A 26,240-nucleotide genomic window follows, 5' to 3' on the forward strand; every position below is an offset into this window, starting at 1 on the left:
TTCCATTCGGAGCAGGCAACCTGACAGGCCTTACAGCCGGTACATTTCGTCGCATCAAACAGCTTAGTCACCTGCTGGACCGCTCCAATGCGTGCTTGAGACGCTGGGGTAATGTCCGTGGTGCCTGAGATGCGGATAATATCTTGAGAAGCCATAATTAGAAGCCCTCCGCTTTGGCAATATTCACAAGGAATGCTTTGTATTCAGGGGTTTGGGTATTGGCATCGCCCACAGATGAAGTCAGTTCGTTAACGATATAACTCTTCTGCGTCAAGGCCTCGTAGCTGCCATGGCGTGGAATACCAATGGTATGGACTTTTTTGCCCTGAACCATCATGGGTTGGAGCCGTTTAGTGACATAGGCCTTAGTGACAATATGCGAGCGCTTAGAGCTCACCTTGACCCAATCACCGTTATTGATGCCCTTTTCCGCCGCCAAGGTTTCATCGATTTCGATAAAGTGCTGTGGCTGGGTAATCGCAGCAAGGTGACAATGTGTGGTCCAGTTGTTGAAGTGCTCCGTCATTGAGTAAGTGGTGCCAACATAGGGGAATTCTTCATTGGTACCAAAGCTTTCACGTAAGCCTTTGAACATCCGCGCCACCGGGTTATTGGTGACCTTAGGATGTAGCGGGTTACTCGCCAGTGGTGATTCAAACGGCTCGTAATGCTCTGGGAATGGGCCATCTTTTAAGTCACGCAGCGCAAATAAGTGGCCAACGCCATCGGCTTGCATGATGAAAGGATGGGCCGATTCTTCGGCATTCAATTTGGCATTAAAGTCTGGCACATCAATGCCCTGCCACTTGTTGTCTTTATACTCGAGCAGTACACGGCTTGGATCGCGCGGCTTACCTTGCACGTCGCAGGAGGCGCGGTTGTACAAGATGCGCCGGTTTGCTGGCCAAGCGAATGACCAATTTGGGGTAATGCCTTTGCCTGATGGATCGCTATTATCGCGACGCGCCATCAAGTTGCCCGCTTCGGTCCACATGCCTGAGTAAACCCAAACACCACATGAGGTTGATCCATCGGCTTTTAACTCGGAGAAACCATTGAGTAACTTACCGGTCGTGAGATCATAACCATTCATCTCCCGCGCGATTTCCTCTGAACTAGGTTCATGTTCGACCGCATAGTCCCATTTAATGGCTTCAATTGGCGCAGGTAAACGACCACCCTCTTCACGGTATAAACGTTTTAATTCCAGCATGATGCCAGAAAGAATTTCAGGATCAGACAAGGCTTCGCCGGGTGGATTTGCGCCCTTAAAGTGCCATTGTAACCAGCGGCTTGAGTTGGCAATTGAACCACTTTCCTCAGCAAAACAGGTCGTGGGTAAGCGGAAGACTTCAGTTTGAATACTGGCGGTATCCACATCGTTAAACTGACCTGCATTGCGCCAGAAAGTGGAGGTTTCGTTTGCAAGTGCATCCAGCACAACTAAGAACTTCAGATTCGATAAGCCCTTAGACACTTTTTGTTTATCGGGCTGAGAGTTAAGCGCGTTGATGCCTTGGATAAAGTAGCCATTGACCTCACCGTGAACCATCATGTCGATTTGCTTGTTGATATCGTACTGTTGGTCCCACTTTGGCAGCCAGTCATAGCCATAATCATTCTCTGCCGTCGCATGTTCACCGAAGAAGGCTTTTAACAACGACACGGTAAAGGCTGGGTAATTGTGCCAATAGTTGGTTTGGTTTGGTCTTAAGGCTTTTGGGGTGTAATGGGCTAAATAGTTTTGTAAATCAACATCTTTATCTTGAGGTAATTTAAGGTAACCCGGTAAGGCTTGGCACAATAACCCTAAGTCCGTTGCGCCTTGAACGTTTGAGTGACCACGCAGTGCATTCACGCCGCCGCCCATGATCCCCATATTGCCAAGCAGCAATTGGATCATCGCCATGGTGCGGATGTTTTGCGCGCCGACGCTGTGCTGTGTCCAACCTAGTGCATACAGGAAGGTGGCGGCTTTATGGTCAACATGGGTTGCCCCAATTTGCTGACACACTTCAAGATAGGTTTCTTTAGGCGTCCCAGTGATACTGGAAACTGTGTCGGGATCGTAGCGATCAACGTGTTTTTTCAGCAGGTTAATCACGCAACGAGGATGACTTAAGCTAGGGTCGACCTTAGCGTAGCCCTCTTCATCTAACTCATAGAACCAAGTAGATTGGTCGTATTTATGGTTAGCTTCATCGTAGCCACTGAATAAACCTTCATTAAATTCAAAGTCTTCCCGCACGATAAACGAGGCATTGGTATAGGCTTTGACATAGTTAAGGTTGATTTGCTGGGTTTCGAGCAGGTAGCGGATCATGCCGAGTAGGAAGGCAATATCGGTGCCCGAACGAATAGGCGCATATAAATCGGCGACGGCAGCACTGCGGTTAAAGCGCGGATCGACCACAATCAACTTGGCATTGTTGTGCTCCATCGCTTCTGTCACCCAACCAAAACCGACGGGATGCGCTTCAGCAGCGTTACCGCCCATCACAATGGCCAGATCGGTATTTTTCATATCTGCCCAGTGGTTAGTCATAGCGCCGCGGCCAAAGGTGGGCGCCATCGCAGCTGGTGTCGGTGCGTGACAAACGCGGGCGATGTTATCTATGCCTAACATGCCAATGGCACGGCCAAATTTATGGGTAATGTAGCAGCCTTCGTTTGCTTGGGCCGATGAAGTCATCATGCCTAGACTGACTAAGCGGTTAACGGTTTGACCCTGGGCATTTTTTTCAATCAGATTGGCATCACGCTCGTCTTTGATAAGTCTTGCGATACGCTTAAAGGCCTCATCCCAGCTAATGCGCTGCCATTTATCCGAACCAGGTAAACGCACTTCAGGATATTTTAAACGGTGCGGGCTATTCACATAGTCAACCAAGCCAGCGCCCTTAGGACACAGAGCCCCACGGTTAATTGGATTATCGGCATCGCCCTCGATATGAAAAATGCTCTGCTCCGCATTTTTCCCATTACTGCTCTGGCTGTACATCAACAAACCACAACCCACAGAGCAGTAGCAACAATTGTTACGCGTCTCTTTTGCGCGTAGCAATTTAAAACCTCTGACGGATGCAAATGCCTTTTCGGACATCAACCCCAGTGCAGAAATAGCAGAAGTCGCGGCTCCCACAGCACAGAGTTTAAAAAACTGTCGTCTATTCATTGTCATTTCACACACTCTCTTTTATGTGCTCACAAGTTGCAGCGAATACGCTGCATGCTTGAGTAGAGAACTTAACCCTACTCAAGGTGCGAGTATAAAAAAGTGACTAATAATGACAATTTCCGACAGGTGATCGAAATCACATTAAGCTTTCAACAGAATAATATCCTGATGTATGTAAGTTTTATTATTATTTTTGAATTAATACTTTTAAATAATGTTATTTCTCAGGATTTAAAGCTTTTATTGATATGGACATTTTGAGTAGTCATTTTGTCCACTTTGTACCAATTTCTGATAGCTGTAAATCTTATTATTGATGCGCGTCACAAAAATGGCGTTAGTTGCTCAAATTATGAGTGAAAATACCGATTAGCCGCTTTTTGAGCAAGATCACAATTTAAGGTAAATGATTGGGGCGATAAGCGGCGATTTTGCCTGAAAGCGCGGTAAATCGTTTTTGTCTAAGGGATTGGTGAGTGGATTTGATAACAAAATTTGCGCTAAAAACGCTGATGTTTACTTAGATCTAACCGCAAAAACGTGGGGCGGTTACGCCATAAATACCCTGTAATTGATAGATAAATACATCCCCCGCTTGCGGCTCTTGAGCTAATTGCGATGCGTCAAGTGAGTGTTTAGCACTGGTCACGATAAGTAAATCTAATTTTGCGCCGCCAAAGGCGATGCTGGTTGGGTTTGTAACGGGCAATTTGAGGATAAGATCGACTTCACCGTCTGGACGATAGCGTACCACTTGTCCACCGCCCCACTGGGCATTCCAAAGATAACCCGCCGCATCGACATCGGAACCATCAGGGAAAATGTGATGGCTCGTGCTCGCAAAGAGGCGCTTACGACTCAATAGCCCCTGCTCAATATCAAAATCATATTGATAGATTTGGTGTTTTGGCGAATCAGCATGGTAGAGCGTTCGCCCATCCACGCTCCAGCATAGGCCGTTGGAGATTTCGAGATTTGAGAGGCGTTGGTGGCAATGCCCATTCTCATCCAGACAATACAGGGCTGCCGTTTGTTGCAAAGTATCGCGCCGCTCAACCATAGTGCCCGCCCAAAAACGCCCTTGCCTATCGATGCGACCATCATTAAAGCGATTGCCGGCAAAATGAGATTCTGGCTGCGCCAACCATGTCAGGCTTTGATCTTCAATATTATAAGTCGCAATACCGATATCGAATGCGACGATCAGTGTTGTAGGCTTTGCAGTGAGGCCAAAGGAGCCGACGCGGTGCGGCATGGAGAAAGTATCTAGTGTGCAGGTGGCGAGAGTAAAACGATAAATCACAGAGGAGAGAATGTCAGTCCACCAAATGGATTGGTGTAATTCATCCCATAATACGCCTTCTCCAAGGAGGTTTCCTACTGGGAGCGTCATCAACAGCTCGCCAACCGTGACCGTTTGCATTGCGTTACTCAGAAATAAACTCTGTAATCCAGAAAGGCTTAATCTTAAACAACTTATGGGATGAAGCAAGGGTAAAACGTGAATATAGCTTGTGGTTCTTTTAGCTACCGGCTTATCGCGATAATAGTCGATAAATGACCTTCATAATGGGCAAGGTTTAAATATCTTAAGACATTGATTTAAAGCACCATTGAGAGTAATGCCAATCAGTTAAGAGCTGACAGGCCTTTTCTTTTGACTGGGTATTTCCTTGGTTTCGCTATGACATATCGAGGATAAACCCTTAATTCTCGTTGTATCGGTAGTATATGCTGCTCTGTTTCTGCGATTAAACTATCAATCCTTTTCGGAATGGTTCCGGCCAGTGCAAACGCGGTAGTGAGTTGCATAAAAAAATCCGATGACGAATGGTCATCGGATTTTGAGCTTTTGAATGGGATCGTCAAGCGATCTGGCTTAACTGATCAGTTATTGATTAGATTCGCTAAATAAATCAGCCACATCTTGTTCAGTAATCGCTTCGTCGTAGAACTTGATTTCATCGATTGCCCCTTTGAAAGGCGTATCCCAGAAGTTGACCCCGACCGCAAACTTAGTGGTCGGTACTGAGAAGACGTCCGGGAAGTTAGCGCCGGTAAACTTCAATTCACCATTGATATAAACCTTCACATCGCCGCCATTCACTGTGTACGCCAGGTGCGTCCATTGGGATTTTGGCATCACAAAACCGGTTCGACCGTCGTACCACGCTGTGCCTGACCATAATACCATGCGCTCATAATCATTTTGACCGCCAGGTAAGACGCTGGTCCAGCTAGAATCGGTCGCATAACCAAACAAGGCTGTAGTGTACTTATTCAGCTGCTCAGGATTGAGCCACATCGACACTGAGTAGGTGTAGTCTTTGATAAGGTTATTCGGCAATACAATACCAGAGGCACCATCAAAGACCGCCGCCTTGCCTACCGCGCCGTCCATATAGCTGATTTTACCGCCTTCGACACCAATCAGGTTACCCACTAAAGTGCCCGCACCGAAGTTAGCGGTACTGTCGTTAAGATTATCTTCGAAACTGTAAACCGCTACAGGTGTTGGTGGATTCTTAGCTTTTACGGTTGCGGTGAAGACTTTGGTTTGAGTCGCATTACCCAGTTTTAAGGTGGCCGTTAAGGTGACCACCTTGTCTTCTTCACCACGTGCAGGTTGCGTTACGCTTCCATGGGTATCAATAGTCGTTGGATCTGAAGATACCCAAGAAATCGCCGCAGCATAAGGACCCGTTACTGGCAGTTCGATATTTTTACGCACCGCCGATAAGTCGCCTAGCTCCAGAATGGCCGTTGCTGAGGACAAGAGTTCACTGTCGGCTAACTTGTCGATATCGAGGGCTTTGACTTCTTCAGCCGTTAATGCCGCTTCATAGATTTTGAGTTCATCAATTAGGCCGTTGTATGGCAGATCCCAGTAGTTAACGCCAAGACCGAAAACGCCCTGTGCGCCCGTAAAGTAGTTCGCAAGGTTACCGCGGCTAAAGCGCTCAACCCCGTTGATAAAGACTTTAACTAGCCCTTTATTGACGGAGAACGCCAGATGCGACCACGTGTTTTCAGCGATGCGCTCGCCGGTGACACCATCAAACCAACTTTCAACCGCGGCACTGCCGCTGGTATCAATATTGTGACTCCAGAACATGGTATTACCGTCCCAACCTTGTGGCAGCATGCTGACCCAAGTATTGGAGAACTTGCTACCATCTTCAGCGGTTTGCTCGTTAACTGCGCCGAAGAATGCCGTGGTAAACCCTGTAATAACCGCAGGACTTGCCCAAAAAGACACTGTGTACTCGTAGCTGGAGATAATGCCCGATGGTAGTAACACCCCATGGGTACCATCGAGTGACAGGGCTTGTCCTTCAAAGCCTGTAGCGTAGCCAATGGCATCGCCCGCTTTGAAGATCCTATCGCCAGTGGGTTGGCCATCACCAAATAAGCCTAAGGAATCCTTGAGGTTATTCTCAAAGCTGTACTGGGCAATACGGTTATAGGTTTTATGGGCAAATACGGTGATTTTGAAGGTTTTAGTCACCTTCTTACCATTGACCATAATCGTCGCGGTTAGGGTGACGACCTTATCGCCCTCGCCGACGTTGGGTCTGATAATGGTGCCATCGGCACGGATCACTGACTCGTCGCTCGATTGCCACTCGATAGTTGCCCCACGGGTACCTTGTGTCGGTAAGGCGAGCGTGCCTTCGGTGACTTCGGTCGGCAGGCTAATGCCGTTTGCCGATGCCGATAAAATTTCCTCAGTGGTTTTATTGGTGAGCTTCACGCCCCAAATACTCGCCCCATCATTAGAAATGGCGCTAAAGGTAGGCATGAGTTTGTTTTGTTCAGGATCCCATTGCCAGGCGAGTACGCCTTCAAATGTGCCTAAATTGTCTAGCGTTAAGCTGATTTTATTGTCATCACCCTGTTGGTAACTACCAGTCACATCGCCAGATACAGTGCCTTTATTGGTCCAAGTACGGGATAACTTCACATGGACTGATTTATGTGCCGCAGTATTAATATTTTTTGCGTGATTAATGAATTGATAATCACCAGTGACATCGATTTCATCGACAATGTTATCGCCGTTGATCGGTGCATAACGCTGTGGTGAGGCAACTAACCAACCATCGCTGTTGAGAAATAGCTCATGCACGCGCACGCTGTGACCTTCGTCGGTATCGGGGAAGCGGGTATGGAATACCAAGAAGTATTTGCCCGTTTGTGCATCATAAAAAGCTGAGTTGTGGCCGGGTGACAGATAACCGTGATCATGACCCACATCGCCAGGGTGGGCCACAAATTGGAAACCGCCCATCAGTTTGACGCCATAGTCGGCGATATTGCCTGCGGCCGTTGCGCCAATCATGTCGAGCCCAGCTGCATCGAAATAGGGACCGTTAGGATTTTTAGAGCGAGAGATACGAATGTTGTAACCGTCTTTTTGGGCAAAACCACCAAAGGAGGTAAACATATAATAGTATTCGGATTCAGGGCTATAGATAACATAAGATCCTTCAATCGCACTGTAATTGCCCCCCATGATCTTAGTGCCATAGCCCTGATCCGCTAACGGTTTACCCGTTGCAGGATCTAACTGCATGACCCAGATCCCGCCGGAATAGGAACCATAGGTCATCCACAGGCCGCCATCTTTATCGTAAAACACGGCTGGATCGATAGCGTTAGGGTCGACATTGCCATCGTAAATTTGACCGTTTGCGCCTGGGTTTTCAGCACCCTCATGACCTGATTTCAGGAGTAAACCTTTGTTTACATAAGGACCTAAAATATTGTCCGAGGTGGCCATCCCCAAATAGGAACGCGATACGCAATCAATCTTATCGGGGCCGCCACAAAAGTCGTAATAGAAATGGTACTTACCGTCAGCAAGCTTTATCACATCCGGCGCCCACGAACCGACAAAGCCGCCCGTCCATGCCGTGCCTTCAGCGATTTCTGACGCATAGGTATTAAACAAGCTGCTCGTGGCGGCACCATCCGAGGCAATTTGTGTCCAGTTCATTAAATCAGTAGAGCTTGCCACTGCTAGGTGGGAGCCAAAAACATAGTAAGTACCATCAGTATCTTTAATGATCGATGGATCATGGACCACTGCATTTTTATAGCTCACCTCACCTGCTATTGTCGGATCCGCCGAAGTCACTGGAGCGGGAGGTGTAAAGGTATTTGTGTCGTTAGCACTATAGCTGCTGTCGTCCCCACCACAGGCGGCAAGTGCCATGATCAAGCTTGCTGACACGAATGAGCGTTTAAGCACCATGAGCGTCGTTCCTTTTATTGTTGTGTTGGATAGTTAGAGGTTAATCGTGTATCAATGCATTACATATTGGTAATACAATACTACTGTAACACTAAAGTTACATTAGCACTCTGACGAAAGAAGTAAATATCTTGTGAAAGAGATTTATGATTTTTTTGCAAGAAATTAGGCATTAAAGCTAAATATACAATGCGATTTATATTGATTTTGCCGCATATTCACCAATTTACCTACCGTCAAACAGTAAACTATCTCTCTGTTTTGTTTAAAAATTTAATTTTTTCCTTGTCCATAATTCATTCTAAGAAATGCACTCTCTCTTTATTATCAAAATGAAATAGCAATGTTGACAGGTTAATAGTCATACAATATGATTTTAACACTTTGATAAGATCTTAATTGAGCACTTGAAGCATCATCAGATGCCATGGTGCAAAGTACGCTACAAAATTCTAAATTTTCAGGGACACTGTGGGGATGTCCGTGACTCTGAAGTGGAATAAAAAAGACCGGGACGTCAGATGGTGTCTTAGGCTACCGGGTCAAATAATAAAACTACCGGAGATTAACTAGATGTTTAAACAGACTTATTTGGCAAGTGCGATTCTGCTTGCTCTTGCTAGTCAAGCGACGTATGCAGCAGAACCTGAAGCGACACAATCGCCTCAGGCGGAAGAAATGGCACAGCCCTCTTCTAGCGGTAAAGCGCAAAATAACGAAGAGATGGAGATCATTCAGGTTCAGGGGATCCGCGGTAGTTTAAATAAGGCGGTAGAACTCAAACGTCAAAATATTCAAGTTGTTGATGCCATCATTGCCGAAGATATTGGCAAATTCCCAGATAATAACGTCGTTGAAGCCTTACAACGGGTAACGGGTGTTCAAGTCACCGACCGCGCCTCAGGTGAAGCCAATACTGTAAGCATTCGGGGTTTAACGGATGTGACAACCACAGTGAATGGCCGCCAAATCTTCACCGCCGCAGGCCGTGAAGTGGCAATTGCAGACGTACCAGCGGCATTACTCGGCAGTGTTGAAGTCTTTAAAACACGCTCCTCTTCTCAAGTCGCCAGTGGTATCGCAGGCCAAATTGACATTCGTACCCATAGACCTTTTGATTTTCAAGAAGAAAAAATTTCGGTAGCAGCCAAAGGGATTTACTCTGATCAGCCTGACACTATCGATCCCAATTTCAGTGCCTTAATTAGCGACCGCTGGGATACCAGCATCGGTGAAGTCGGTGCATTAGTTAACGTTTCTTATATTCGTACCAATTACAACGATCAAGTTGTCGCTCCTGGTGCGTCCTTGCCCTACTACGCAGAAACGGGTACACAAATCCCTGATATTTATTGGACCCGCGGTTTAGCTCATGGTCTTGATACATCTGAAGGAACCTTGATCAACGGTCAAGAATATTTGTTGATGCGTGATGCTGTGTTTCAAAATATGAATAACGGTGAACGTGAGCGTCCAGCACTAAATTTCTCATTGCAATGGGCACCAACTGACACTTCCGAGTACCTTTTTGAAGCATTCTATAACGGTTATCGCAATGATAACTTCAACTCTATGCTCTTTAGCAATGTTGATTCCTCGGCTAATTGGCAGCAAGTGATCAAAGATGGTATCGAAGTTTATGATGGTACCAATGTGGTTAAATCGCGAACTGCCTATAACGTTGGCGGCTTTAGCAGTTCAGATCATAGCCACAACGAAACAGATAGTTACGTATTTGCCTTAGGAGGTAAGTGGGACTTTGACAATTTGATCTTAAAGTCTGAAGTGGTCTATCAAACCAGTACCTATGAATCACAATTTCTGGCGATGCGTGGTGTAAGCGCGAATAGTACTCAAACTTTCTACGGCGTTGATGTTGACTATAACGACAAAAGTGGTGGTGTCCCTAGCTGGGTTTATTTAGATAACCCTGACACTGCTATTAATGAATCTGATTTAACGCAATTATCCTTGTGGCAAACGGCAAACGTATACGATAGCGGTGCCAAAGACGAGGGGGATTCAGTTACTTGGACACTCGATGGTGACTATTACCTCGACTACGGTATCTTCACTAAGATGAAGTTTGGTGTACGTGCTGAGCAACGTGGTGCAAAACACGGATTGTACGATGCAGGCTCACTAAACACTAATGTTCTATTTAGTGATCTTGACCCGAATATGTTTACCGTAACTACTGACTTCTTTGATGGCCGTGGAAATGTACCAACTAGCTGGGCTATCGCTAACGGTAACTATCTGTATGCTAATCGTTCTGCTATTGAAACGATGTACGGTGCAGATGAACAAGCTCTTGCTATGTATACTAACTATGACATCACTGAAAAATCATACGCTGCGTATATCCAAAGTGATTTTGAAACTGAGTTATGGGGTAAGCAAGTCGATGGTCAAATCGGCCTACGTTACGAGAAAGCCGATGCTGATATGGATTTCTGGGAACGCAAAAAATATGCTACTGAGGATGTCGTTGATGACATTCGATATTATCTCGTGCATGACACCGATACCAATGGAAGTGCGGAGTTATTACCAAGCTTAATGGTACGCTTCTGGTTAACGGATGAACTGGTTGCACGTTTTGCCTACACTGAAACGATTCGTCGCCCCGCCTTTGGTGATTTAACCACTGCGATTTCCTATACAGAAGACTTAACAAAGCTTGGATTCGGTCAAGCTTCAAGTGGTAACTCTAAGTTAGAACCAACTACTTCACAAAACTATGATTTCTCATTGGAATATTACTTTGGTGAGGGATCTTCTATTTTCGGTACTTATTTCCGTCGTGATATTGAAGGTTTTGTATTTAACTCAGTATCGACTATCACTCGTGAAGTTGATGGTGAAACAAAAAAATATCTTTTAAGCCGACCAGAAAACTCTTCGAATGGAAAACTAAGTGGTTATGAACTTGGTGCGGTGTATTTCCCTGAAAATATGCCTAGTTACCTAGATGGTTTAGGTACTCAAGTGAGTGCAACCTTCTTAGACTCTAGCCAAGACATCCCAGAGTTTGATAGTGAAAGTGGTGAGCAAATTGCAACTACAACACGAGATTTATTTGGTGTATCAGATACCTCAATGAGTGCTGTATTGATTTATGATAAAGACGTTTATAGTGCTCGCCTCTCTTACACCTGGCGTGACAAATTCTTATCTGCTTATGACGCAGGTAGCTTCGCAATGCCTCGTGGCATTTATCGTAAGCCGGAGCAATCGCTTGACTTCCAATTTAGCTATAACGTAACAGATGAATTTGTACTAACCTTCGATGCGACAAATATTCTTGATGATATCTATCAAGAATACTATGAAGACTCAGTACTCTATAACCGCACGAATAGTATCTACACCCGAACGTTTGCCCTCGGTGCGCGTTACTCCTTCTAATTGACCACTGTTGTTTAAACCGAAAAAGCTAATCCAGTGATTAGCTTTTTCTTTTTATATCAAATAAATGGCGAGATTTTTACTCGATCTTTCTAATGCTTATCCATCAAATTGCTTTTGTCTGAGCCCAAGCTTTGCTAGTTTATCTTTCTTTTCTTCCTTGAATATTGGCTATGCACACCGCTTGGTTCGATTTTAATCTGATCCCTATCGATATATTCACGCTGTTAACCTTAGGCTCGGCCTTTACTGCATTTTTTACCGCCTGTTTTGGTATTGGCGGTGGTGTGATGTTATTGGGCGTGATGGCGCAAGTGCTTCCGCCTCAAGTGATTATTCCCCTACACGGCGTAGTGCAATTGGGCTCTAACTTAGGACGAGCCCTATTGGGATGGCAACATATTCAATGGCGAATTATCAGGGTATTCTTACCGGGGGCGCTCATTGGTGCCGCGCTGGGCAGCTTAGTCTTAGTGGCGATCCCCCCTACGGTGATGTATCTCACCATTGCCCTATTTATCTTGTACTCCTGTTGGGGTCCCAAAATACCTCGTGTAGTACTGGGTACTATGGGCATGTTAATTGCGAGTGGGATAACGACCTTTATCTCATTATTCGTTGGGGCAACTGGCCCTTTGGTTGCGGCGTTTATCAAGCAGTTAGAGATTGATCGATTTCGTACCGTAGCCACCTTTGCAATGATTATGTCCTTACAACATGGGGTGAAAATTATCGTTTTTGAGGGGGTCGATATCCCTATACTCCCATGGTGGCCACTGTTCGTTTGTATGATTATCAGTGGCGGTATTGGAACATGGCTAGGCTTTAAGATGCTTACTCGAGTAACGGACAAACATTTCAATTTAGCTTTTGATTTGATTCTCACGCTACTGGCTATACGACTGTTATGGCAGGCCATGACTGGATAAAAAGAGCCGGGATAAAAAAGAGCAGTAATTGCATACACAATTACTGCTCTGGTGCCGAGCAAACTAGGCTCAACCAAGATGCCGTTAAGCGACCTCAACTTAAACGACATTACAAGCAAGCGTTTATACCCAAGCTACCTGAAGATACGAGTTTCAGAGTGCCTAGGGGCTTCAATTCAAGGCGCATCAATGAAAAAATCGACCACCTTTTGAATTGATGTAACACAGAAATGGAGTGCCCTAGGCTCTCCGTCCCGGCGGGTTTTAACGTATTTTATGCTGTGTTGGTTATTTTTAACTTAGTTCACTAGGTTCTCAAATAACCGCCTTGCCTAAAGTGCGTTAACTCCCGCTGAATCCTATATCTTCAGGTTGTTTGGGTATGACCACCGCCGTGGTGATGCTCAGTTATTTCAAAGGGATGAATTATTTCACCTCTCTAAAGTAAAACTGTTGTGAAATGGTGTTTTTCCACACGTCTTCCACTATGTTATCGCCGTTGGCATAGGAGCCATTGGCCACTTTCATGGATGAACCGCCCTTACGGGACACCAGCCTTAATGAGCCATTGGGCATCAATTCGCTGCGGAACTCACTGTCGATTGTATTACAAGCCCCTAGCTCCAGATTACCTTCGTTGGTCACAAGGCATTGTTGCGCCTTGTTGTTTGAAAGTTGGATGGATTGCAGGCGATAAAAGCCGTCCGTCGTCTGCACTGCTTGCCACTGCTGACAGGCATCGCCGGTGTATTCAAACTGAGCCACATTGGCATTGGGTTTGAGCTGACATTGTTCGGCGCTGACCACTCTGCCGCTGTGGGCGTTGACTATGGCAAATGTTGACACAGACTCAATCCGCCAATCTGTGCATTCACTGACACGGTTTTCGCCCGCAATCACCTCGGCACCGGCCTTTTTACTGCAATTTTTCGCCTGTAAATTACCTATGGAGCGATCGTTTGCAAAGCGGAACCAGCCTTCACGAGTCGAATCCACCGACCAACGCTGACAACGGGAGGCGACCCAAGGCGACGTATTCAGTGCCGTTGAAGACTCATCTTGGCACTGAGCCTGAGTTAAAAAGGTTCCCTGCCCCACATTGGCAAAGCGGTATAGGCCATCGTTACTCGGGTCGATAACCCATTGACTGTTGTCATCCTCGCACTTACCGATACTGACCTGGCCCTTGGCATTGGTCACGAGGCATTGACCGATTTCACGGCTCACGATGCGGTATTTTACGCCTTCCACTTGAGTGGTTATCGGGCCAAACTCGCCACTTGGGACAGGCAATTGCTTTTTATCCGCCATCGGTTCGCCAAATTTAGGCAAGCCTTTGTTATCCCATGTAAAGGGTTGAGCACGTGCCGCTCGGGTACCACTACAGCCGTCGGAGGCCGAGGAGTTGCCATGGTATATAAGCCAATCTTCTTTCCCATCGGGTGACTTGAAGAAACCATGATGCCCAGGGCCATAGACGCCATTGGCTTTGCTAAAGAAAGGTTTGTCGTACTTGGTCCATGCGGCGGGATCCATAGGGTCGTCACCGGTGAGTTCGACCACGGCTAAGGAATAATCCTCAGTGTTACAAAAACTTGCCGAGTGAACTAAGAAGGTTCTGCCCTCGTGCTGAATGATCTCTGGGCCTTCATTGACGTTTAAGCCTGATTTTTCCCAGTCGTGAATAGGTGCGGTAATCACCTTATGTTCGCCCTCGACGGTCCAAGGGTTACTCATCTTGGCAATCAAGTTCACTTGATCTTGGCCGTGCCATTCGGACCAGAGAAAATATAACTGGCCTTTATACTCCAAATAGCTGCCGTCGATATTCCAGTGATCGGGCATTGGCGTGCCCTTAAACTGGTATGGCCCCATGGGGTCACTGCCTTCACTCTCGAGGATATGGTTACGCTGGCCATCGAAGTTTTCTGCCACGCCCGAGGTGTAAATCACATACCAACGTAATCCTTGCGCAGTTTGCAGAGGGTGGAATTCGAATGCCCAAAAATTACAGCAGTTGGACTTATCGGTGCCGCTCCAAATATTGTGGGCTGGCGCATCGGCAAGCCCTGCAATGGTGGGCGATTTACGCATCACCAGCTCAGAGGTCCACGTGGTGGTGGTTAGATAATAGTTACCATTGTGGTATTCGAGCCAAGGATCTGCACCGTTACGAAATAACGGATTGGCGAAAGTGGCTGCGGTAATGCGGTTTTCATCCGCGCCCTTCGCACTCTCTGCTGCATGTAGGTTACCTTCCCCCAAGCAGGTCGCACTAAGTCCCATGGCCAACGCAAGCGTAGCCATTCGTTTGTTGATTGTGTGAGTCATTATTATTTTGTTCCTTCGGGTGCAACTAATACGCTCTGGTATTGATTGAGCACCTTAGGATCGACCACGGGCCAACCTTGGCGCCAGCTCAGTTCCGCCATCTTGAGTTTTTGTAAGCCATTATCGGCGGATTCATAGGCATGAAAGACTAAGTAATCTTTACCATCGAAGTTATAAACACTGTTATGGCCCAATCCAGGCCAGTCCTTAGTGCCTTTCAGTAATACTGAGCCACCGCCCTGTGCCATGTCTTTGCCCTCTTTATCAAGGTAAGGCCCAGTCACCGTTTTGGCTCGGCCCACGGCTAAGTGATAGGTGCTGTCATCCCCACGGCAGCAAAGGCCATAGGAGACAAAAAGGTAGTAATAGTCATCTTTTTTATAGATAAAAGGCGCTTCGATTTGTGCTGGGCCCGGTTCGGTTTCACCAAGCAATGCCGGGCGTTCTAACTTGGCTAAGGTGTGCCATTCTTCAGGCTTGGCAATGGAGATAAAGTCTGGGTTGAGTTTGACCAGTTTTAACCCTTGCCAGAAGGAGCCAAAGCTCATCCAAGGCGTGCCCTTTTCATCGACAATAATATTGGGATCAATCGCGTTCCATGCATCACGATTTGGCACAGATTGGATAACGATGCCTTTATCTGTCCACTGGTAGTCCTTCGAGTTTTTGTCGAGGGTTTTATTGACTGTCACGCCAATGGCCGAGGTGTTTTTACCAAAGGCAGATACCGAGTAATACAGATAGAACAAACCGTTGTGCTCGATAATATCCGGCGCCCACAAATGGCCGTTAAACCCAGGTGCCACCGCCCTCGCCCAGCTCGGTTCGGTTTCAAATACTCGGCCCGCCAGTGTCCAATGGACTTTATCCTTGGAGGAATAATAGGTAATGCCGGGGCCAGTGCTAAAGAGATAGTACTGCCCGTTCTCTTTCGCCATCACAGGATCATGAATACTCACCTGCTTGGCACTTACTTGGCCTAGAGTTGCCAACATGCCTAGCAGCGCGTAATTGAGCATCTGAAAGTGACGTTTTAGGGCTGTTTTCGGTGTGATTCTTATGGCTGGCATTAATTCTCCTTATTACCTCATCCTATTTAATAAAATAGCTATTATGCTATTGTATGATGAATTAAGTTATCATACTATCGGACAAGGAAGTAACAATCAAATGCAAAAAAATTAACAGGAGAAAAATGTGTTAACATTGCGGATGCGGTAAATTGCAAAGTAACACAATAACTCACTGTTTATAATAAATATAATAAGGATTTCTGATGAGTTCTCATAAATTGTCAGTCATTGAAAAGATCGGTTACGGCTCCGGGGACATGGCCGTTAACGTGGTGATTTCGTCAATGATGTTAATTATTACCTTCTTTTATACCGATATTTTTGGGTTAAAACCCGCCGATGTCGGGATATTGTTCCTGTTGGTTCGTCTTATCGATGCCATTACCGATCCTTTAATGGGCATTATTAACGATAAAGTGACCACCCGCTGGGGAAGATATCGCCCCTACTTCCTGTTTATGGCAATTCCCTTTGGTATTTCGGTCTTCTTAACCTTCTCAACCCCGGATTGGGATTACAATGCCAAACTTATCTGGGCCTACTCGACCTATATTCTGGTCACTATCATCTTCACCACTGTGACTATTCCCTATATTTCGATTATCAGCGTGATCACCGACGATCCGAAAGAGCGTTTATCCGCCAACGGTTATCGTTTGTTCTTCGCCAAAATTGCCGCCTTTTTAGTGACCATTATCGTGCCTATGTTAGCGTCGTCTTGGGGCGGTGATAACATTGCCGCGGGTTATCAAAAAGCCATGGGCGTGATGGCATTAATGGCAACACTGTTGTTTTTATTTTGCTTTTTCACGACCACAGAGCGTGTGGCTTATAAGGTTGAAACTAAGCCTGTCGCCATGCAACTGCGATTATTGTTTAAAAACGATCAATGGTTAGTGTTAACCGCGATTTGTGTTATTGGCACCATTGGCTATGTGATCCGTGGCTCGGTAGCAGCCTACTACGCCACCTACTACTTGGGCGGCGATGCCAAAATGCTCTCAGCATTTCTATCGACCGGTGTGGGCGCAGCGATTCTGGCCATGGTGGCTTCGACTTGGATCACTAAGCGTTACTGCAAACTTAAACTCTTCCGTTACAGCCAAATCGCGGTTGGGATCTTAAGCGTCATTATGTTCTTTGCCGTGCAACCGGGGGACATAGTGCTGGCCTTCGTACTCTATTTTGCGATTTCATTTGTGGTGGATTTACATGCGCCTGTCTTCTGGTCGGTGATTTCCGAGTCGGTGGATTATGGCACAGTCAAAACGGGCCACAGGGTCTCTGGCCTTGCCTTTGGCGGGATCTCATTCGCCCAAAAAGCCGGCATGGGCGCGGCGGGATTTGTAGTCGGTATGCTGCTGACCTACTTCAACTATCAACCCGGTGAAACTCAAAGCGAGTTTGCGTTGACCGGTATTTCGTTAATGCTGACGGTGATCCCTGGTGCATTCCACGCGCTGATGGGCTTACTGATGTTCAAATACAAGATTTCTGACCGCGTTTATGAAGAAATCAAACAGGCTTTACCCGAGCAGGCCCATTCAAGCCAAACGGACGCCAACTTGACGTCTAAGGCTCTAGCCTCTAGCACTGAAGCCTCTAAGGCCGTAACGTCTAAGACTGCTGCGCCTCAAGTATCGGCGTAATCTATCTGCGATAACACCATAAGCCCCTACCCAGGGGCTTTTTTATCACGCAAAAACTGAGTTAATCCAAACGTAAAACTCCAATCCGTATAATAAGGGAGCCAAGATGAACACTGCCCGATTGTTTGGCCTTTGCCTGTTATTGCCATTAACTTGCCCATTCGTATCCCAGCTAAGTTTTGCTAGCCTTACCCCCATTCCCCTAAACGATGTGCGTCTCACTGCCGGGCCGTTTCTGCATGCCCAGCAGACCGATTTGGCTTACATCATGTCGATGGATCCCGAGCGACTACTGGCTCCTTACCGTAAGGAAGCGGGAATCGCGACTACCGCCGACAACTACCCCAATTGGGAAAATACGGGCCTTGATGGCCATATCGGTGGGCATTATCTATCGGCATTGGCCTTAATGTATGCTGCTACGGGCGATCAGGCGGTGCTTGAACGACTCAACTACATGGTGGCCGAGTTGGAAAAGTGTCAACAGGCCCATGGCAATGGTTACGTGGGCGGTGTCCCCCATGGAGATAAATTATGGCAGCAGGTCGCCGCTGGTCATATTGAAGCGGATCTGTTTACGCTCAACCAATCATGGGTGCCTTGGTATAACCTGCATAAGGTATTTGCCGGCCTGCGGGATGCCTATCTTTATACTCAAAATCCTACGGCGAAGAAAATGCTCGTCGGTTTTGCCGAGTGGATGCTGGATTTAAGTCGCAATCTAACTGATGAGCAGCTGCAGCTTATGCTGCGCACCGAATACGGTGGCTTAAATGAAACCTTAGCGGATGTGTACAGCATTACAGGTCAAAACAAATACTTAAATCTTGCGAATCGCTATACGGATCAAAGCCTGTTACAACCCCTGTTGCAGCATCAAGATAAACTGACGGGCCTACATGCCAATACACAAATTCCTAAAATTGTGGGAGTGGCACGTATTGCCGAGCTCAGTCATAACAAGGCGTGGTTAGAGAGCGCCGATTACTTTTGGCAGCAAGTGGTTCACCAGCGCAGCGTTTCCATCGGTGGCAACAGTGTGCGCGAGCATTTTCATCCTAGCGAAGACTTCAGCAGTATGCTCGATTCGGTAGAAGGCCCTGAGACCTGCAATACCTACAACATGCTGAAACTGTCTAAATTACTCTATGAAAACAAACGTGATTTACGTTATATCGATTACTACGAGCGCGCGCTCTACAACCATATTCTCTCGTCCCAGCATCCGCAAACTGGCGGCCTAGTGTATTTTACGCCAATGCGCCCAGACCATTACCGCGTCTATTCCTCGGCGCAGGAAAGTATGTGGTGTTGTGTTGGTTCCGGTATCGAAAACCATGCTAAATACGGCGAGCTCATCTATGCCGAGGAGGACAACAATCTGTTTGTGAACCTGTTTGTCGATTCCGAGGTCAACTGGAAAGCCAAGGGCATCAGCCTTAGCCAAAAAACTCAGTTTCCCGATGACAATACTTCGCAGATGATTATCCATCAAGAGGCGGACTTTACCCTCAATCTGCGCTATCCCACATGGGCTAAGGGTGACGTGACCGTGAGCATTAATGGCGAGCCGCAAAGGTTTACACCGACTCAAGGGCAATATATTCCTTTAACACGGCACTGGCGCAAGGGCGATAGCGTGACCATCACCTTACCGATGGACATTAGTCTCGAGCAGCTGCCTGATAAAACCGCCTATTACTCAGTGCTTTATGGGCCAATTGTGTTAGCGGCAAAAACGACGCCTATCGCCAATGAAGCCTTAAACTTTATCGGCGATGCCAGTCGCATGGGGCATATTGCCAGTGGCCCTATGTGCGAACCCAGTCAGGCGCCGATTTTTATCAGTGATGGAACACGCTTTTTAACCGATATCCGCCGTGAGCCCATGAGTCAGCTGCAATTTACCACGGGGAAAGCCCGTACAAATCAAGCGACCCCAATCACGCTGATCCCCTTCTTTCGCCTGCATGACAGCCGCTATACCTTGTATTTTGGCCAGAGCGCCCCCGATGAATGGCAACAAAAACTGCAAGCGTTAGCTCAAAAAGCCCAAATGGAAGCCAAGCTGATGGCGCAAACCTTAGATAGTGTGCAGCCCGGTGAGCAACAACCTGAGTCGGATCATTTCTTTAAGGCATCAAAGAGTGAAGCGGGCCTTAATGGTAATCGCCATTGGCGCCATGCCGAGGATTGGTTTAGCTATCAACTCGATGCCAAAGGTGAACCGCAACCCATATTGCGCTTAACTTACTTTGGTTTGGATGCAGGGCGACGTTTCGACATTTTGATCAACGATAAACGCCTTGCCGAAGTCACTCTGCCTGCCGATAAGGGGCCAACATTTTATAGTGTCGACTACCCTATTCCCGCCGATATGCTTTTGGATAGCACTGTGCCCTTCAGGGTGAAATTTGTGGCAAAACTGGGCTCGATTGCTGGCGGTTTATATGAGGTGCGCCTGCTAAAAAGCGAGCCAACCTCGACTTTGTAAGCGAGCATCCTGAGCGCATATAGGCACTCGGGCTTAAAACACTGATTCAGATAAGGAAAAGTGAAACGCTTTCCCTTATTTCTTTATCCGCTTACCCAAAGTTTCTGCGCTTGGCACTACCTAATGCTTGCTGGTGGCCCGATGCCGCTATCAGTCACTATCCGTAAATATCAGTCCATATCGGGTAGGATATCGTTGGTTGCAGGCTAAGTAAGTCAGTTACGTTGAAAATTTTTGCTACCAAAATTTAGCGCCATTGCTGATAAAAACAAGCGACCATCTCTTTGTTATTGCAACTTTGAACAAAATAATCGATATCAGCATCGCTTTGATCGCCAAACCAGACGGAGAACAATATTGCCTGCGGGTTTAGCGGGCGCATAGCTTTAACCTCATTGAGCGCCCTGACTAATATGGCGTACAAGGCTTTGAGGTAAGCATCGTATGCCTCTTCGGACTCAAGCGCTTCAGCGTCCTCTTGTAGCAATTGCAGTTTGTCGTTAATCGCCTCAAAAATATTTTCATTTTCATCGTGATGTGGAGAGTCGCAGGCCGACCAACGCAGCGTTTGCTTAAGCTCTGCGAGGGATTTATGTCGAAAACTATTGTCGTTTTGATATTGCTCTGCGACGGCAGTCAAACCTTCCTCAGTGAAAAGCGTAACGCCTAGATATTCCACTAAGGGCGTGCTGTATAGGCAAAAACCGTAGAGGGTCTGCGCCGGATAGTGTGACAGCCACCAATCGTAATATTCTGCTAGTGCCAGAGCGAGTTCCTGAGCAAACTCTTCCAATCCAGCTTCAATATCCGCACTAAGCTTGTCCTTATTTATCGCCATATCCCTACTCCTCGATCTTGGCAAAATCATCATCACTGAAATTCACTCCCACATTCAGGCAGGACTTCTACCCACAATGTGAATGCTCGGGCGGCAATATAACATCTTTAGCTTCAAAGATTGAATCGGTTAAGTGATTGAAATAGCGATTGGAATAGCTTGTTTTGCGTGCGAGCCTAAACAATCGCGCTTCACCTAAGCAGCAATAGCGCTTCACTCAGATATAAAAAAGCGGGGCTGCTGAAGCATGCCCCGCGGTTATCGAATCTTTGTGGTGGCAAATGAATTAGTAGAGGTTGAACAAGGGGCGCCCGCTTTCATCAAATGACACCACTAACATCCGAGCATGGCGATTGGGATCATAGAGTGGATCTTTAATAATTTGCGCTAATGGACGGGTATCTGTCTTTGGCACCACGCTAGGATCGCCCACCGCATGTTCATAATCACGGGCATGGTACACACAGATGGGCGTTACGCCATCTTCTGCCACGGTGAAACTGTTATGACCAGGGCCGAAGATTTGCTTGTCGACATCAGTGCACAGCACTGGCTGGCGGGTTTTCTTCCATGAGTTACGATCGAGCAAATCAGCATGCTCATCGGCCTCCATATAACCCATGCAATAACAAGCACCTGTCGCGCTGGCCGAGAAAGTAATGAAGATTTTCCCCTGATGTTTAAGCACTGCAGGCCCTTCATTAACCCAAAAATCGACTCGTTCCCAACCGTAATCTGGGGTGGTGAGCATAAATTGCGCCGTCTTTAACTTGATGGGCGATGCCATTTCCGCTAAATACAGGTTGGATGCCGCAAATTGACCGCCGGTTTTCTCCGCCCAGCAGAAGTAACGCTTACCGTTGTTTTCAAAAATGGTCGCATCTAAGGAAAAGTCGATAAATGACTTATTATCACCATCTGCCGCCTGCATCATGCCAAGTTCAATCCATTCATCATTCAAGGGATCTTGCCCTTGGCACTCAAGCACATAGGGGCGTAAGGCCCAAATATTTTCTTCTTCGCTGGCCGCAAAGTAGATGTACCATTTGCCGTCGAGATAATGGATCTCGGGCGCCCACACGTGGCGGCTCATCGGGCCGCTTTGGTGTTTAAACCAGATATCGAATGTTTGCGCGTCTTTCAAGCCGTCTAAGGTCTTGGATTTACGCAGTTCAATCCGATCGTAGGTCGGAACAGAGCCCGTAAAGTAGTAATAACCGTCGCTATGTCGATACACAAAGGGATCGGCGCGCTGCTCGACTAGGGGGCTGTTTGTTGCTCTTATCATGGAAAACCTGTCTATTTCGATTACTTAAGTGTGCGGTTCGTGTCTGTTAAACGCATTTCGCTTATTCGCGGGATTGCGTGTCTTGCTGATGCAGGGTTTGGCTATCACTGTGCTGATTATCAAATACTGGGAAACCGTCCACCGACCAGCTAATCGCACGGTGGTAAGTGTGCCGATTGCCGTCAGTCAATGGCGTCCCCTGCAGCTCAAGATAGTTACGTGCATGGTAAAACATCAGCTCGGTTTTACCATCCTCTGCCAGTACAAAACTATTATGGCCAGGGCCAAAACGATTCAGGCTAGGCTCAGTGGTAAAGACTGGGCTTGGCGATTTATGCCAACTCTTGGGATCGAGTAAATCGGCATTTTCATCGGCCCATAACAGCCCCATGGCATAACGGTCATCCGTGGCACTGGCGGAATAGGTCACGAAGACTTTACCGTTTTTAACCAACACCGCAGCGCCTTCGTTGACTTTAAAGCCTAAACGCTCCCAATCCAATAAGGGCTCGCTGATAATGGCTTCGTTATCAGAGAGTTGAGTTGGTGATAGCATTTTGGCAATCACTAAACCAGTGTTGTAACGCTTGGCTTTGTCCTGCTGCGCCCAAATAAAATATCGCTCGCCCTTGAGGCTAAAGCTGGTCGCATCGAGGGAGAAGGCATCCTGCGCCGATTGCAATTTGCCAAGCTCCTGCCACTGCCCCGTCATCGGCGAGTCACCCTCAAGTCCTAAGACAAACATGCGGTTATGAAAACGCACATCCTTATTGCTGGCCGCAAAATAGATATACCAGCGACCATCGATTTTGTGCAGCTCAGGTGCCCAAATATCGATACTCATGGGGCCGGTTTCATGCTTGCGCCACAGGGTTTTAGGTGTTGCTTGGCGTAAACCGTCGATGGTTTTGGCGTGGCGAAGTTCGATGCGGTCAAACTCAGGCACGGAGGCAATAAAGTAGTAACTGCCGTCATCATCGCGGATCACCCAAGGATCCGCCCTTCTCTCGATAAAGGGCGCATTCGCATCGAGGGCTTGCGCCGTGGCGCTGTGGGATTGTGCGCGGCTAATCTCAAGCACAGGCACGGCTTGCGCTAATGGCAATGCCAATGCGGCGAGTAAGCCACAGGTCAAAGGCAAGCGCCGAAAGACCGACAGGTTAGGTTGACGATTATCCATGTTGTGTTTTGCGTCCATTCAAGAGTTTCTGCAATAGGATGAAAAAGAACAATAAGAGTCCGATAACTATTTTGGTCCACCAACTGCTTAAACTGCCATCGAAGGTAATATAGGTTTGAATCACCCCCATCAAAATCACCCCAAGTACTGTACCGAGCACAAAGCCACTACCACCCGTTAACAGGGTGCCACCAATGACCACGGCCGCAATGGCATCCAGTTCGACGCCAATGGCGCCAAGCGCATAACCAGAGAAGGTGTAAAAGGTAAAGACGATGCCTGCAAGCGTTGCCAGAAAGCTACTGATGGCGTAAATACTGATGGTAGTTTTCGCGATGGAAATCCCCATTAGTTCAGCAGAATGTTGATTGCCACCAATGGCATACACATTGGTGCCGAAACGGCTGTAATGCATCACAATGGCGATAATCACAAAAAACAGAATAAAGATCAGTGAGCTTAAATCGAGCGCAGCATTGCCTGGTAGTGCAATGCTCATCTCGGCCACCGCATCGTAAAATGGATGGTCAATGGCAATCGACTCTTCGCTGAGCGTCGTCGCTAAGCCCCGCGCAAGGAACATGCCCGCAAGCGTCACGATAAAAGGCTGCAACTTATATACATGGATAATGCTGCCCATGAGTGCACCAAACAGCGTCCCAAGGGGCAAGATAACCGCAAAGGCCAACAATGGATGCCACTGGTACTCGGTGATCAATAAACTGCTGACAACCCCACTTAAGGCGATGACGGCGCCAACTGAAAGATCAATGCCCCCGGAGATAATCACTAAGGTCATGCCTAATGCGGTGATCAATAAGAACGCATTATCACGCAACAGGTTGGTGACTACTCGGCCGCTAGCAAAACCGTCAAACTGAAAGGTGCCGACCAGAAACATCGTCAGCAGCAATGAGGCGGTGATCCACAGCGGGATAAAACGTCTTGCTATCATGGTTTTTCTCCTGTCGCTGTGCTGACTTTTGCACTTGTACCCTTTTCTGCTGGTTTTGCATCCGCTTGGCGCTTGGATTTGAATAGCGCCGACAATTGGCGCCTAAATTTAGCCGATTGCAACAGCAGCACGGTCAGGATAACGATGGCCTTGATCAGCAAGTTAAATTTAGCGGGTAAACCACTGACGATAATCGTAGTTGCTAAGGTTTGGATGACCAGCGCGCCCACAACCGACAAGACTAAGGAGAAACGCCCGCCCGTGAGTGCGGCGCCGCCAATAACCACTGCTAATATGGCATCGAGCTCAAGCCACAGTCCGGCATTATTCGCATCTGAACCTTGGATATCGGCGGTGCTGATCATGCCGGCCAATGCCGCGCACAGACCCGCAATGGCATAGGCAAACAGTTTGATGGATTTATCGTTGATCCCAAGGTAACGACTCGCCTTGGCATTACAGCCCACCGCTTCGATAAACAGCCCTAAGGCGGTTTTACGTAGCAGTAATTGGCTAAAGATCAGCATCCCAATCACAATCCACACGGGCATCGGCAGGCCTAAAAACTGGCCCACGCCAATAGCGGCAAAGCCTGGGTGCTGGAAGGTGATAATTTGCCCTTGGTTGATAAGCTGAGCAACACCGCGCCCTGCCACCATAAGCAACAAAGTTGCGACAATCGGTTGAATGCCTAAGAAACTCACCAGACCACCATTAATACAACCGGCTAAGAGCCCAACGCTTAAGCCCGCAGCAATGACGATGACTAAGCTTAAATCCGGCACTAACAGTAGATTGGCGCAAACCGCGCCCGCAATCGCCATCACGGCACCAACCGACAGGTCGATTCCGCCAGTGGCAATCACGAGACTCATACCAATTGAGAGCAGCGCCACGGGTGCACTGCGATTTAAGATATCAATCAAAGAGCCATAGAGTCTGTCGTCTTGATAGCTGATATTAAAGAAATTGCTATCAATAAACAGATTGGCAAGTAACAGAATACCTAAAGCCAAGAGTGGCCAGAGGTATCGACCAATGGAGGTCGACTTGCCCGCTTGGTAACGGGCGTTTTTTTCTTGAACCATGGTTTTGTGGCTTTCCTGCATCCGTTGTCGCTCAGATGAGTTCGACTCAGGCGAAAATGATTCGGTCGATAGGGTTTGGACAGAGTTTTTCATTTATCCCTCCGCAATCGCTTGCATTACATGTTGCGAGGTCAGTTCCGCGCCTGAAAGTTCACGTACTGCATATCTGTCGCGTAGCACCACGACTTTATTTGAAAAGGCCACAAGCTCATCAAGCTCGGACGATGCGACCAATAGTGACATGCCGTCATCACACAGGCTTCTGATAAGCTTGACGATTTCAGCGTGGGCACCAATATCGATGCCACGGGTCGGCTCATCCAGTACCAATAAAATCGGCTCTATGGCTAACCAACGCGCGAGGATCACCTTCTGCTGATTACCGCCACTCAACTGTTCTATGGGTTTATCCGCATCTGGGGTTGCAATCTGTAATTTATTGATAAAGAACTGGGCAATTTCCTGCTGCCGAGCTTTAGATAAATACCGCCACCAACCGATACGTGCCTGCAGCGCGAGTATGATGTTTTCACGGATAGACAAAGGGCCGATAATGCCGTCAATCTTAC

The 26,240-nt window shown here is 47.3% G+C and carries 15 protein-coding genes and 1 pseudogene; 4 read left to right on the forward strand and 12 right to left on the reverse strand.

What is annotated here, in order from left to right:
• From SHEWPOL2_RS23390 to SHEWPOL2_RS15640, 4 genes and pseudogenes are all read right to left on the reverse strand, one after another.
• A pseudogene (locus tag SHEWPOL2_RS23390) lies at window positions 1–155 on the reverse strand (formate dehydrogenase subunit beta); the annotation flags it as partial.
• A gap of 2 nt (window positions 156–157) precedes the next feature.
• Window positions 158–3,175 carry a formate dehydrogenase-N subunit alpha gene (fdnG, locus tag SHEWPOL2_RS15625; RefSeq protein ID WP_083848336.1) on the reverse strand — a complete coding sequence of 1,006 codons (3,018 nt, stop codon included), beginning with the start codon at window positions 3,173–3,175 and terminating at the stop codon, window positions 158–160.
• 529 nt (window positions 3,176–3,704) lie between these two features.
• The gene (locus tag SHEWPOL2_RS15630) at window positions 3,705–4,601 is read right to left on the reverse strand and encodes an SMP-30/gluconolactonase/LRE family protein (RefSeq protein ID WP_037429660.1); all 897 of its coding nucleotides are present in this window, start codon (window positions 4,599–4,601) and stop codon (window positions 3,705–3,707) included.
• 468 nt (window positions 4,602–5,069) lie between these two features.
• Complete coding sequence (locus SHEWPOL2_RS15640) at window positions 5,070–8,435, reverse strand: LamG-like jellyroll fold domain-containing protein (protein WP_037429663.1); 3,366 nt, start codon at window positions 8,433–8,435, stop codon at window positions 5,070–5,072.
• Window positions 8,436–9,008: 573 nt separating this feature from the next.
• On the opposite strand from SHEWPOL2_RS15640, the gene SHEWPOL2_RS15645 reads away from it, so the two are divergent.
• A complete protein-coding gene (locus tag SHEWPOL2_RS15645; protein ID WP_037429665.1) occupies window positions 9,009–11,846 on the forward strand; it encodes a TonB-dependent receptor in 2,838 nt (945 codons plus the stop codon).
• 173 nt (window positions 11,847–12,019) lie between these two features.
• On the forward strand, window positions 12,020–12,775 hold the full coding sequence (locus SHEWPOL2_RS15650) for a sulfite exporter TauE/SafE family protein (RefSeq protein WP_037429666.1): 756 nt from the start codon (window positions 12,020–12,022) through the stop codon (window positions 12,773–12,775).
• A gap of 426 nt (window positions 12,776–13,201) precedes the next feature.
• Here the strand turns inward: SHEWPOL2_RS15650 and SHEWPOL2_RS15655 are convergent, their stop codons facing one another.
• Window positions 13,202–15,106: a family 43 glycosylhydrolase gene (locus SHEWPOL2_RS15655; protein ID WP_037429668.1), complete on the reverse strand. Its 1,905-nt coding sequence runs from the start codon at window positions 15,104–15,106 to the stop codon at window positions 13,202–13,204.
• Between the two features lie 2 nt (window positions 15,107–15,108).
• Window positions 15,109–16,176 (reverse strand): arabinan endo-1,5-alpha-L-arabinosidase, encoded by a 1,068-nt coding sequence (locus SHEWPOL2_RS15660; RefSeq protein ID WP_037429670.1) that lies wholly within the window; start codon window positions 16,174–16,176, stop codon window positions 15,109–15,111.
• 206 nt (window positions 16,177–16,382) lie between these two features.
• Here SHEWPOL2_RS15660 and SHEWPOL2_RS15665 point away from each other — a divergent pair, with 206 nt between their 5' ends.
• The gene (locus SHEWPOL2_RS15665) at window positions 16,383–17,828 is read left to right on the forward strand and encodes an MFS transporter (protein ID WP_037429672.1); all 1,446 of its coding nucleotides are present in this window, start codon (window positions 16,383–16,385) and stop codon (window positions 17,826–17,828) included.
• 106 nt (window positions 17,829–17,934) lie between these two features.
• Window positions 17,935–20,322 carry a glycoside hydrolase family 127 protein gene (locus tag SHEWPOL2_RS15670; RefSeq protein WP_037429673.1) on the forward strand — a complete coding sequence of 796 codons (2,388 nt, stop codon included), beginning with the start codon at window positions 17,935–17,937 and terminating at the stop codon, window positions 20,320–20,322.
• A gap of 247 nt (window positions 20,323–20,569) precedes the next feature.
• Here SHEWPOL2_RS15670 and SHEWPOL2_RS15675 read toward each other — a convergent pair whose 3' ends face one another.
• The 6 genes from SHEWPOL2_RS15675 to SHEWPOL2_RS15700 form a co-directional block, all read right to left on the reverse strand.
• Window positions 20,570–21,160 (reverse strand): DUF4303 domain-containing protein, encoded by a 591-nt coding sequence (locus tag SHEWPOL2_RS15675; protein WP_037429674.1) that lies wholly within the window; start codon window positions 21,158–21,160, stop codon window positions 20,570–20,572.
• A gap of 286 nt (window positions 21,161–21,446) precedes the next feature.
• Window positions 21,447–22,448 (reverse strand): family 43 glycosylhydrolase, encoded by a 1,002-nt coding sequence (locus SHEWPOL2_RS15680; protein WP_037429675.1) that lies wholly within the window; start codon window positions 22,446–22,448, stop codon window positions 21,447–21,449.
• Between the two features lie 61 nt (window positions 22,449–22,509).
• Entirely contained in the window at window positions 22,510–23,646 is a 1,137-nt protein-coding gene (locus SHEWPOL2_RS15685) for a family 43 glycosylhydrolase (protein ID WP_037429677.1), read from the reverse strand.
• Entirely contained in the window at window positions 23,621–24,583 is a 963-nt protein-coding gene (yjfF, locus tag SHEWPOL2_RS15690; protein WP_037429679.1) for a galactofuranose ABC transporter, permease protein YjfF, read from the reverse strand. The genes SHEWPOL2_RS15685 and yjfF overlap by 26 nt, the downstream gene beginning before the upstream one ends.
• Window positions 24,580–25,764, reverse strand: a complete 1,185-nt coding sequence (locus tag SHEWPOL2_RS15695; RefSeq protein ID WP_037429681.1) for an ABC transporter permease — start codon at window positions 25,762–25,764, stop codon at window positions 24,580–24,582. Before SHEWPOL2_RS15695 ends, yjfF begins: the two co-directional genes overlap by 4 nt.
• On the reverse strand, window positions 25,765–26,240 hold a 476-nt coding region (locus tag SHEWPOL2_RS15700; protein ID WP_037429682.1), incomplete at its 5' end, for an ATP-binding cassette domain-containing protein. It abuts the gene before it with no gap.

The sequence above is a fragment of the Shewanella sp. POL2 genome (assembly GCF_000282755.1).
GTDB classification, from domain to species: Bacteria; Pseudomonadota; Gammaproteobacteria; order Enterobacterales; family Shewanellaceae; genus Shewanella; species Shewanella xiamenensis.